Source organism: Rhodopseudomonas sp. B29 (assembly GCF_000333455.1).
Lineage (GTDB): Bacteria > Pseudomonadota > Alphaproteobacteria > Rhizobiales > Xanthobacteraceae > Rhodopseudomonas.
This window is the reverse complement of sequence record NZ_BADD01000311.1, coordinates 1-11,686: the sequence shown is the minus strand read 5'-3', so window position 1 is coordinate 11,686 and position 11,686 is coordinate 1. Positions and strand designations below refer to the sequence as shown.

The following is an 11,686-nucleotide window of genomic DNA, read 5'->3' as shown; positions in this document are numbered from 1 at the left end:
GGCGCGGAGGGTGACATGCCACCGTCAAATATCGGATGAACCACTTTGCGTCTGGCGCCCCGTCGGACCAAGCTGGAAATTCCGGGCTGGTCGGGCGATCGCAATCCGCGCACCGACGGATCGCGCGAGCAGGTGTGGCACTGCGTGCCATTCAGCGAAAGCGCCCAATACGGGATCGAGCTGTTCTATCCCTACGACAACGAGCTTCGAGTCTCGACGCAGAATGGCAGGCTGGTCTTCGACAGCGAATGGGGAGAGCCGCCGCAGCCCGGATTGCAATGGCCGCCGTTCCGCAATTTCGGCGACAATTTCTACACCTATCAGCTGCTGCTCGACTTCAAGGTCGAGCAAGGCCTTGCCATCCGCACCGAGCCGCATCCGCGCTTTTACACCGATCGCACCGATACGGTGCCGATCGCGGTCCCGGCGTTGATCCGCAATTGGTGGCCGATGGTGTTCTTCTGCGTGTTCAAGTCGCCGGCGGAAGGTCGCACACATATCTTCCGCAGCGGCGAGCCGTTCGCTCAGATCATCGTGCTTCCGGAAGAGTCCGCTTTCGACCTGCAGCCGATGACCACCGAGGAAGCCGCCGAACGCGAACTGCAATCGCGCCGCATCTATGCCAATCGCCCGAAGCTCGCCGCCGGCACCGAATGGACGTCGTCGACCGATACGGTATTCGATGGCACCTATCGCCACCTGCACCGCGCCGCCAAGGAGCGCGACCGCACCGGCTGACAGCCGTGCGGACGAAATAATTCGCAGTGAGTTAGCCCCGTCATGCCCGGCCTGTGCCGGGCATCCACGTTCTTGGGTGCTGAAGTGCGGAAGACGTGGATGGCCGGGCCTTCGCCGCGTCGAAGCGGCTTCGGCCGCGCAGGCGGGACGAGCCCGGCCATGACGGAGTAGCGTAGAAACGAATGGCGCGGATCAGCGCACCCAGTAGCCGTGATGGTGATGATGGTGGTGGTGATGGTGATGCCGGAAGCGCGGCGGCACGACGACGATGCGCGGCCCGTAATAGCCGTGATGGTGGTGATGCCAATAGCCGTGGTGATGATGATGGTGGTGGTGGTGATAGTAGAATTGCGCCAGTTGGACCGGCTTCTCTGCGGGCTCGGACGCGGCCTGCGCGTCGAGCGCCTGTAGCTTGGCCGAGGCGTCCGGGATCGGCTGCAGCAAATCAGCGTAGGTGTTGGCTTGCAGCACGTCAGTAGTCATCGGCGCCGCCGCGGCCGGCGCCGTTGCCGCGCCGAGCGCCGCAGCCGCTCCGATCAAGCCTGCGATCTTTCTTTCCATGGTCGTCTCTCCAGTCGGCATCGCCCCCTTTCGGAACCGGCCTGCCACGATAATGTTCCGGACTCCCCCGTGCGGCGGCCCGAATGGTCGTCGAATTGCGGGCATGATCGGGAGTTTTCGGTTGCACCGGCAGGCATCGGTCAGCAGCATCGCCCGATGATTCGAAACGGCAAGTCACCCGCCAAACCCGCGATGCTCGCGCCCGCCACGGTGAAGGCTGCAAAAGGGAAGCCGATCCTCGCCAAGGCTGCTGCTTCCAAGCCGTCTGATGCGAAGGCGGTAGCCAAAGCCACGGCCAAGGGTGGCGCCGCCAAAGCCGTACCGACCAAGGGACTTCGCAAAGGCCTCGGCAAGGGCGTCATCGCGATCGCACCGCCGAGCTTTCGGCGAGAGCGGGCGCTGATCAAGCGTGGCATCTGGCCGGTCGCCGGCTGCGACGAGGCCGGCCGCGGGCCGCTGGCGGGCCCGGTCGTGGCCGCGGCGGTGGTGCTCGATCCCAAGCGTGTGCCCAAGGGTCTCGACGATTCGAAGCGCCTGACCGCCGAGCGCCGCGAGGAGCTGTTCAAGGAAATCTGCGCCACCGCGCAGGTCTCCGTTGTGGTGGCGTCGACCGAGCGCATCAACCGCGACAATATTCTGCGTGCCTCGCTGTGGGCGCTGACCCGCGCGGTCCATGCGCTGCCCGATATGCCGCAGCATGTGTTGGTCGACGGCCGCGACCGGCTGGCGACCAAATGCGACTGCGAGGCCGTGATCGGCGGCGACGGCCTTGTCGCATCGATTGCGGCGGCCTCGATCATCGCCAAGGTCTCGCGCGACCGGCTGATGTGCAAATTAGCTCAGGACTGTCCCGGCTACGGCTTCGAGCAGCACAAGGGCTACGGCGTCCCCGACCATCTCGACGCGCTGGCGAGGCTGGGCCCGACCATCCATCACCGCCGCTTCTTCGCGCCGGTGGCCGCCGCCTGGGAGCGGCGGGAGGGCAAGCCGCCGGCACCGATCGGCGATCTGTTCGAAGTCGCGGCCGAGCTGGGCCTCGGGGCGACGGCTTGAGCGCAGCCGAGCCGGTTGCGTGGCCGGCCGGCGGGCCCTATCACCACGGCATCGATCGCCGCCGGTCCCACATGCGTTTTACATCTCTGGTCATCGAGCTGATCCGCGCCCGGCCGTTGCTGGTGGTCTGGCTCGTGGTCGGCGCACAGGCGCTGCTGTGGTTCGTCGTGCCGATGCTGGTCTATGCCAGCCCGCCGGGCGATGTCGCCACCGTGCTGGCCTATGGCCGCGAATATCAGGTCGGCACCGATCTCGGTCCGCCTTTGGCGTTCTGGCTCGCCGATCTGGCTTATCGCGCCGCCGGCGAGCACATCTTCGGTGTCTATCTGCTGGCGCAGATCTGCTTCGTCGTCACCTTCGTGGCGCTGTATCGGCTCGGCCGGGCCATCGCCGGGCCGCAGCATGCGGTGGTCGCGGTGATCCTGACCTCGACCATCACGGCCTTCGCCAGTGACGGCACCGCGTTCGGTCCGATGATCCTGGCGCGGCCTCTGTGGGCGCTGGCGCTGCTGCACATCTGGCAGGTGATCGGGCAGGGGCGACGCAACGCCTGGTTCGCGTTGTCGCTGGAAGTCGGGCTGTTGCTGCTGACCACGACGGCGGCGCCGGTGCTGTTACTGCTGCCGCTCGGCTTCGCGCTCGCGACCGCGCGTGGTCGGCGTGCGTTCCTGTCGCTCGACACCGCGTTCTCCGTGCTGGTGATCGCTGCGCTCGTGGTGCCTTACGCAGTCTGGCTGATCCGAGCCGATCTATGGGCGTCGCTGTCGCTGCCGGCCAACGCGGACATCGCCGAGCGGGCGCAGATCGGCGGCATCTATGTGCTGATGCTGCTGCTGTCGGCGGCGGGCGTCGCGGTGCTGACGCTGTTCAACAACGGCCGGTTCGCGCCGAAGAACGACGACTCGCCCGTGGTGGTGCGGCAGCCGGTCGATCCTTTGGCGCGCGGCTTCGTCTATGTGTTCGCGCTGGGGCCGTTGCTGCTGGCGGGCGTCGGCGCCGCGGTGTTCGGGCCGGCGCAGCTTGCGGGTTGCGGCGGCATCGCGTTGCTGCTGACCGGCCTCGCGGTAGTCGTCACCGGCGCCGATGTCGTCGCGATCCATCGCCAGCGCCTGCTCCGCAGCATCTGGGCCGCGCTGGTGGTGGCGCCTGCGGTGGCGGTGATCGGGGGGGCGGTGGTGCAGCCCTGGATCGGCCGCACCGAACTTCCAACCGCCATCCCCGCCAAAGACATCGCGCGCTTCTTCGGAGAAGCCTTCGAACGCCGCACCGGCAAGCCGCTGCCCGCCGTCGCGGGTGATCCGGAATTGGCCAGCCTGGTGGCGATGGGCGCGTCGCGCCCGCGCCTCTTGCTCGATGCGACGCCGGCCAGGACGCCGTGGATCAACCTGGCCAGCTTCCAGCAGACCGGGGGCATCGTCGTCTGGCGTGCCGCAGATACGGCCGGCAAGCCGCCGGAAGAGATTGCCAAACGCTTCCCCGACATCGTGCCGGAATTGCCGCGGGCGTTCGACCGGCTGATCGCCGGCCGTCAGCCGCTGATCCGCATCGGCTGGGCGATCGTGCGGCCGAAGACGCCATGAGCGCCCGCAGGCATACTGCCTACAACTCGATGTCCCAGGACAACAGATAGACCCGCGGCGTGCCCTGCGCGAAAGTGCCGAACGAGGCGACGCCGGCCCAGTAGTTGGTATTGGCGACGTTCTGCACCGTGCCGCGGAAGGTGTTCTTGCGGCCGCCGATCGAGGTCACGTAGCGCGCGCCGAGATCGACGCGGGTCCACGCCGGCAGCACCTGCGTGTTGGCGGAGTCGACATACTGCCGCCCGGTGTAGACCACCGTTCCGGTCAGCGTGACGCCCGCGAGGCGCGGCAGATCCCACTCGCCGGTAAGGTTGAGCTGGGTCGTTGGCACGCCGATCGGCGTCTTGCCGATGTTGGCGACGGTGGCGGTCTGCGTCACCGTGCCGTCGAACAGCGTGACGCCACCGGTCGCCCGTACGCCCGGCGCGAGTTCGCCGAACACGTTGAACTCCGCGCCGCGCACACGCTGCTCACCGCCGGCCGAGTAGATGCCGGCATTCAGTTCGCCGTTCGGCTTGGTGATCTGGAACAGCGCCACGGTGGTGCCGATGCGGCCGAAATCGAGCTTGGCGCCGGTCTCCACCTGCTTGGTCCGGTAGGGTGCCAGCACCTCGCCGGAATTGCGCGCCGTGACCGGCGCGACGTCGCCGCGGCTCAGGCCCTCGATGTAGTTGGCGTACAGCGTCAGGTGATCGATCGGCTTGACGACGAGACCGGCCATCGGCGTCGTCGCCCATTGATCGTAGCTTGTCGTCAGTGCGCCGGTGACGGTCGAGTAGTTGTGCGCCAGCACCTGCTGCCGGCGCACGCCCAGCGTCAACGACAGCCGATCGTTCAGCACCGACATCGTGTCGGCGAGTGCGCCGCCGTTCAGCGTGGTGTCGGACAGGCGCGGTTTGAAGCCCGGTACGGTGTAGGTCTGTTGGGGCTGCAGGATCGGCGCGTAGAGATTGGACGTATAGGTCTTGCCCGCAGGGAAGGCACGATACTGATCGTCGCGATAATGCGAACCCTGCACGGTGAGCGCATGATGGACGAAGCCGGTTTCGAACCGCGCCCGGAAGCCGCCGTCGAAGGTGAAACGATCGACGTCCAGATTGTAGTATTGCGGCGTCGAGCGGAGGTCGCCGGCGGCGTTGAAGATGGTCGGCAGGCCGAAGAAGCGTTCCACGTTGCTCTGCGAACCGCCGACGTCGCCGAACAGCGTCACCTGGTCCGACAGGTCGAACTCGTTCTTCCACAGCACCGAGGATTCGCGGATGCGCGACCATTCCCATGGCTGCGTAACGTTGGTGCTGCCGTCGGGCGCGGCCGGCACCGCGAGCCCGGGCACGATAGCGAACGGGCGGATCGGCGCGTTGATGTGCTCGTTCTGGGTGAACGCATAGATCCAGCTTCGGTAGCGCTCGCCCTGATAGTCGAACGCCAGCGACCCGACATGCAGTCGGTCGGTTTGTCCATCGATCGCGGTGTCGCCGCCGCCGAGCTTGCCGTTGAAGCGCAGGCCGAACTCGCGTTGATCGCCGAACCGCCGCGAAACATCGATGTTGGTCGAGGCGAAGCCCTTGGAGGCGTAGCTGACGCCGATGCGGCTGAGATCGGCATCGGCGCGCTTCGGCACGATGTTGATGACGCCGCCGACGCCGCCGTTCGGCGATACGCCGGACAGCATCGCGGCGGGGCCTTTGAACACCTCGATGCGATCGACATAGTCGTTGAAGACACGGAAATTCGGCGCGATGCCGTAGACGCCGTCGAACGCCACTTCGCCCGAGGTGCCTTCGCCGATCGGGAAGCCGCGAATGTAAAACGAATCGAGGATGCCGCCGATCGGGCTGGTGACGCGCACGGACGGATCCATGATCAGCGCATCGGCGACCGTAGAGGCCTGCTGATTGCGGATCGCCTCGTTGGTGTAGCTCGTGGTCGAGAACGGCGAGTTGAAGGTGTCGGCATTACCGAGCATGCCGAGCCTGCTGCCGCGCGCGACCTGGCCGCCGGCGAAAGCCGCAGGCCGGTCCGATGCCGATGCCCGCGCCGCGACGGTCGGGGCGGGCGGTTGCGCGGGCGGCGTCGCTGCTCGGCGTGCGGTGCGCCGGGCGGAGGCTACATTGCGCGAGCGTGTCGTTGCGGGCTTGGGACGTGCGGCTCGCGGCGCCTCCACCGTCACCGACGGGAGCACCTGACCGGCGGTCTGCGCGTGACTTGTGGGCGATGCGGCGAGCCAGCCAAGCACGAGCAGGCTCACGCCGCCGAGAGCTCGGCAACGGGACATGAGAGATCCTTGCGCGGCACCTCGCCGCGATCGATGTGATGGGAAGGCGTTGCGGCGCAGGCGATCGCCAACTACGCGCGGCCGAACTCCCGACGCGAGCTTGGTGCTCACGCCGTGACGTTTTGACGGGCGTGCCGTCGATCAGCGCCGCGGGACGGTCGCGGCGCTCCTGTCAGGATGTATCACTCTCGCCCCCGAGCGTGCGTCGTCAGCAAACAGCATCAGCGCTTCGACGACGTTCGCGTTCGCGACGTGGTCGACCTTCTGATACCATCGTGATGCGGGATCGAACTACGCAGGTCAATGCACGCGGAGGCAGACTGGATAGGTTCTATGTCTGGAGATGTCTGGTGTGTGAACACGCGTGACGCACGCATGGCGCGAAGGCTTCGTTCCCCGGCGTACGCTGCTTCGGATCGCGGGGACCCTTGGCGTCGCGGGCCCGAGCTAACTAGCCGCCGACTTCTCCGTCGCTTCGAGCGCGGTGACGATCGCGCGGAGGTCCTGCCAGGCGTGACGCTTGTAGGTCGGCTGGCGCAGCAGATAGGCGGGGTGCAGCGTCGGTAGCGCGCGGATAGTTCGCGTGCCGGTGTGATAATCGACCCAGCGTCCGCGTGTCCGCATGATGCCTTCACGCGTTTCGAGCAGCGCCTGCGTCGACGGATTGCCGAGCGTCACCAGCACGTCGGGGTTCACCAGTTCGATCTGGCGCTTGATGAAGGGCAGGCAGATCTGCGTCTCCTGCGGCGTCGGCGTGCGGTTGCCAGGCGGCCGCCACGGGATGACGTTGGCGATGTAGACCTTGCTGCGATCGAGCCCGATCGCCGCCAGCATCAGGTCGAGCAGCTTGCCGGAGCGGCCGACGAACGGCAGTCCCTCGATGTCCTCGTCGCGGCCCGGCGCTTCGCCGACCAGCATCAGGCGCGCCTGCGGATTGCCGTCAGCGAACACCAGCTGGGTTGCGGTGGTGCGCAGCGCGCAGCCGTCGAAGCTCTGCATCAGCGCGCGCAGCGCCTCCAGCGTCGGCGCCGTTGCGGCGGCTTCCCGAGCCGAGACGATCGCGGCCTCGGGCGTGGCCGGGATATTCGCGGGTAGAGCCGGACGCGGCGCAATCGGCGATTGCAGCCGTGGCGCTGCAGGCGCGGAAGGCCGCGGCGCTTCAGCAACGATCTCCTCGACCGCCAGCCGATCGATCGGCTCGTCGCTGAGCGCGCAATCGACCCCCGCGTCCACATAGAACGCGAGCAATTGCCGCAGGCTTGGCACGGGCTCGGGAGTCATGGGTTTGGATTTAACCTGTGATCGTCCCGGCGAACAGTTGTTTCGGGGATCGGATATCGGGATTTCGCAATGCGAAACCAAGTTCCGCATTGCTTGCTTTCTGCATCGTTCCGGTACATCTGGGTGGTTGTCCTGGTGCGAAAAATCGTAAACAACACGTCCGGGAAACGCCCTCGACCTGCCGCTGTGAGAAGAAACATGAGTGACGAAGCGCTGCCGCCCCGCGAATCGATGGAATTCGACGTCGTGATCGTGGGAGCCGGCCCCTCGGGCCTTTCGGCGGCGATCCGGCTCAAGCAGATCAATCCGGACCTCTCGGTCGTCGTGGTGGAGAAAGGCTCCGAAGTCGGCGCCCACATCTTGTCGGGCGCGGTAATCGACGTTTCGGCGCTCGATCGTCTGATGCCGAGCTGGCGCGAAGACGAGAGCTGTCCGCTCAAGACCCATGTCGAGGACGACCACTTCTACGTCATGACGGCGGAGAAGGCGATCAAGGTGCCAAACATCATGGTGCCGCCGATGCTCGACAACCACAAGAACTACATCGGCTCGCTGGGCGATCTGTGCCGCTGGCTGGCGCCGCAGGCCGAGGCGCTCGGCGTCGAGATCTATCCGGGCTTCGCCGCCACCGAAGTGCTGTACGGTGACAACGGCGAAGTGCGCGGCATCGCCACCGGCGACATGGGCATCGGCCGCGACGGCCAGCCGAAAGATTCCTACACCCGTGGCATGGAGCTGCTCGGCAAGTACACGCTGTTCGCCGAGGGCGCGCGTGGCAGCCTGTCGAAGCAGCTGATCGCCAACTACAAGCTCGACAAGGATTCGGATCCACCGAAGTTCGGCATCGGCCTGAAGGAAGTCTGGCAGGTCGCGCCGGACAAGCACCGCAAGGGCCGCATCGCGCATTCGTTCGGTTGGCCGCTCAGCAACAATGTCGGCGGCGGCTCGTTCCTGTATCACTACGGCGACAATCTGGTCGCGGTCGGCTTCGTCGTCCATCTGAACTACGACGATCCCTATCTGTCGCCGTTCGAGCAGTTCCAGAAGTTCAAGACCCACCGCTCGGTGGCGCCGATCTTCGAGGGCGGCAAGCGCATCTCCTACGGCGCCCGCGCCATCACCGAAGGCGGCTGGCAGTCGGTGCCGCGCCTGACGTTCCCGGGCGGCGCGCTGATCGGCTGCGCGGCCGGCTTCGTCAACGTGCCGCGCATCAAGGGCGTCCACAACGCCATCGGCTCCGGCATGCTGGCGGCCGAGCACGTCGCCGCCGCGCTGGCCGAGGGCCGCGCCAACGACGAGGTGGCCGCCTACGAGAACGCCTGGCGCGACTCCGTGGTCGGCCGCGATCTGTTCCGCGTGCGCAACGTCAAGCCGCTGTGGTCGAAATTCGGCACCGCCGTCGGCGTCGTGCTGGCCGGTTTCGAGATGTGGTGCTCGACCTTCGGCTTTTCGGTGTTCGGCACGCTGTCGCACGGCAAGCCCGATCGCTCGACGCTCGATCCCGCCAAGTCGCATCAGCCGCACAAGCCTGCCAAGCCGGACGGCAAGCTGACCTTCGACCGGCTGTCTTCGGTGTTCCTGTCGAACACCAATCACGAGGGAGATCAGCCGGTTCACCTCAAGGTCGCCGACATGGCGCTGCAGAAGTCGTCGGAGCACGACGTCTATGCCGGGCCGTCGGGGGCGCTATTTTTCCGCAGGGCGTTTTCGAAATGAATCGGGGAATCGGGGGGCCGCGCTTCCAGATCAACGCGCAGAACTGCGTCCACCTGCAAAACCTGCGATATCAAGGATCCGAACGGCAACTTCACCTGGGTTCCCGCCCGAGGGGGGCGGTGGGCCGAACTATCAGGGCATGTGATCGCGGAGGCGGCCACGAATCCGTGAGCGAAGCAGCCGGGCTGCTTCGCCAGCCGTCACGATGCTGCCATGATGCGGCCGTCTCACTTCGTCGCGGCGCCGGTGTTCGTTCGCGAGGCCGCCGATCCTTGCGGTGCGGCGATAAACGCGGCATTGTCATAGCCTTAGTGCGCTGCCGGCTCGGCGGGTTGTCCGGGCACCTTCTCCCTGGAGCTTAGGCGACTTCATGCTTGCCAATCGAATCCGCCGATCCCTGCTGGTCGCCGTGACCGTCGCCACGATGCCGATCTCGGGAGCGGCGCTGGCGCAGACGCCGGATCACCCCGCGGACAATTCGGCGCAGTTTCCGACCAGTCACGATCTGCGTCAGATGACCACCGCCGGCAGCTATCTGGCCGCCCGCCACGCCAGCGTCGAGCGCGATGCCGCTTCGGCCGCCGCATTCTATCGCTCGGCGCTGCGCACCGATCCGAAGAACAACGAACTGCTCGACCGCGCCTTCATCTCTTCGCTGGCCGAAGGCGACATCGACGAAGCGGTGAAGCTCGCCGATCGTGCTCTCAAGATCGATCCGAACAACCGCGTCGCGCGCCTCGTGCTCGGCGTTCACGATCTGAAGCAGAAGAAATATGCGTCGTCACTGCGCAACGTGAACCAGTCGGTGCGCGGTCCGATCACCGATCTGATCGCGACGCTGATCGGCAGCTGGGCGCTGTACGGCAGCGGCGACGTCAAGAATGCAGTCTCCAATATCGACAAGCTCGCCGGCCCCGAGTGGTACCCGATCTTCAAGGATCTGCACGCCGGCATGATCCTCGACGCCGCGGGCCGCGAGAAGGACGCCGGAGTGCGGTTCGAGCGCGCCTACAAGCTCGACGACTCGGCGCTGCGGGTGATGGATGCCTACGGGCGCTGGCTGTCGCGCAACAAGAGCCCGACCGCCGCCGGCGAGATCTACCAGGCGTTCGACAAGAAGTTGCCGCGCCATCCGCTGATCGAGGCCGCGCTGCGCGAGACCAACGCCGGCAAGAAGCTGCCGCCGCTGGTCGAAAGCCCGCAGGCCGGCGCCGCCGAGGCGCTGTACGGCATCGGCGCCTCGCTGACCCGCCGCGGCGGCGAAGACCTGGCGCTGGTCTATCTGCAGCTCGCGCTGTATCTGCAGACCGACCACGCGCTGGCGCTGCTGTCGCTCGGCGACCTCTACGAGTCGGTCAAGAAGCCGCAGATGGCCATCAAGGTCTACGAGCGGGTGCCGGCGGATTCGCCGCTGAAGCGCAACGCCCAGATTCAGCTCGCCACCGATCTCGACGCCACCGATCGCAGCGACGAGGCGATCAAGATCCTCAAGACGGTGACGACCGAGGATCCGAAGGATCTCGACGCCCTCATGGCGCTCGGCAATATCGAACGCGGCCGCAAGAAGTTCGCCGATTGCGTCGGCACCTATTCGAAGGGCATCGACGCGCTCACCGGCACCGAGAAGAATCGCTGGGTGTACTACTACTTCCGCGGCATCTGCGAGGAACGCTCCAAGCAGTGGCCGAAGGCCGAAGCCGATATGAAGCAGGCGCTCGAGCTGCAGCCCGAGCAGCCGCACGTGCTGAACTATCTCGGCTATTCCTGGATCGACCAGGGCATCAATCTCGACGAAGCGATGGGTATGATCAAGCGCGCCGTCGATCAGCGTCCCGACGACGGCTACATCGTCGACTCGCTGGGCTGGGCGTATTTCCGCATCGGCAACTACGACGACGCGGTGAAGACGCTGGAGCGGGCCATCGAGCTGAAGCCGGAAGACCCGACCATCAACGACCATCTCGGCGACGCCTATTGGCGCGTCGGCCGCAAGCTCGAGGCGCAGTTCCAGTGGGCGCATGCGCGTGACATGAAGCCCGATCCGGACGATCTGCCGAAGATCGAGGCCAAGATCGCCAACGGCCTGCCGGATCCGGCGACGCCGGCGGCCGCCAGCGTCGAGAAGAAGAAAGAGGACGGCAAGGGCGGCTGATCCTGCGCCTCGACGCAACATCCGTCGGGCTTGACCACTTGGCAATTGCGCCGTCTTTGCGCAAATAGCATCCCGCGTTGCGAACCGGGCAGCACGTTCGCTTCACTGCTCGCAACGGCGGTCGGACGCCCGGNGGATTTCAGCCTCGGGCCGATGCGAACTGGCTGGGGAGCCTTTCTGTGAGTGACAATGCTGCGACCGACCTGCGCGATGTTGCGCGCGCCAAGGTCAATCTGACGCTGCGTGTGGTCGGCCGGCGGACCGACGGTTACCACGAGCTCGAAAGCGTCGTGGCGTTTGCCGACTGCGCCGACACGCTGACGCTCGATC

6 protein-coding genes and 3 pseudogenes are annotated in these 11,686 nt (G+C 66.3%); 6 read left to right on the top strand and 3 right to left on the bottom strand.

From position 1 onward, the window contains the following. Nucleotides 1-35 precede the first annotated feature (35 nt). Nucleotides 36-738, top strand: a pseudogene (locus tag I5M_RS11450) (hypothetical protein). Nucleotides 739-930: 192 nt separating this feature from the next. Here the strand turns inward: I5M_RS11450 and I5M_RS11445 are convergent. Next, nucleotides 931-1,299 (bottom strand): hypothetical protein, encoded by a 369-nt coding sequence (locus I5M_RS11445; RefSeq protein WP_031336099.1) that lies wholly within the window; start codon nucleotides 1,297-1,299, stop codon nucleotides 931-933. Between the two features lie 156 nt (nucleotides 1,300-1,455). Between I5M_RS11445 and I5M_RS11440 the strand changes: the two genes are divergently transcribed. Both I5M_RS11440 and I5M_RS11435 read left to right on the top strand, forming a co-directional pair. After that, entirely contained in the window at nucleotides 1,456-2,352 is an 897-nt protein-coding gene (locus I5M_RS11440; protein ID WP_022721530.1) for a ribonuclease HII, read from the top strand. Between the two features lie 71 nt (nucleotides 2,353-2,423). Then, the gene (locus I5M_RS11435; protein WP_031336098.1) at nucleotides 2,424-3,932 is read left to right on the top strand and encodes a glycosyltransferase family 39 protein; all 1,509 of its coding nucleotides are present in this window, start codon (nucleotides 2,424-2,426) and stop codon (nucleotides 3,930-3,932) included. Between the two features lie 19 nt (nucleotides 3,933-3,951). On the opposite strand, the gene I5M_RS11430 is transcribed toward I5M_RS11435, so the two are convergent. Next, nucleotides 3,952-5,898, bottom strand: coding sequence for a TonB-dependent siderophore receptor (locus I5M_RS11430; RefSeq protein ID WP_244431977.1), 1,947 nt, complete (start codon nucleotides 5,896-5,898; stop codon nucleotides 3,952-3,954). Nucleotides 5,899-6,654: 756 nt separating this feature from the next. Next, nucleotides 6,655-7,488: a uracil-DNA glycosylase family protein gene (locus I5M_RS11425; protein WP_022721527.1), complete on the bottom strand. Its 834-nt coding sequence runs from the start codon at nucleotides 7,486-7,488 to the stop codon at nucleotides 6,655-6,657. 69 nt (nucleotides 7,489-7,557) lie between these two features. Between I5M_RS11425 and I5M_RS29550 the strand changes: the two are divergent. The 3 genes and pseudogenes from I5M_RS29550 to I5M_RS33635 all read left to right on the top strand — a co-directional run. Further along, nucleotides 7,558-9,375, top strand: a pseudogene (locus I5M_RS29550) (4Fe-4S dicluster domain-containing protein). A gap of 199 nt (nucleotides 9,376-9,574) precedes the next feature. Continuing rightward, the gene (locus I5M_RS11415; protein ID WP_022721526.1) at nucleotides 9,575-11,356 is read left to right on the top strand and encodes a tetratricopeptide repeat protein; all 1,782 of its coding nucleotides are present in this window, start codon (nucleotides 9,575-9,577) and stop codon (nucleotides 11,354-11,356) included. A gap of 179 nt (nucleotides 11,357-11,535) precedes the next feature. Further along, nucleotides 11,536-11,686, top strand: a pseudogene (locus I5M_RS33635) (4-(cytidine 5'-diphospho)-2-C-methyl-D-erythritol kinase); the annotation flags it as partial.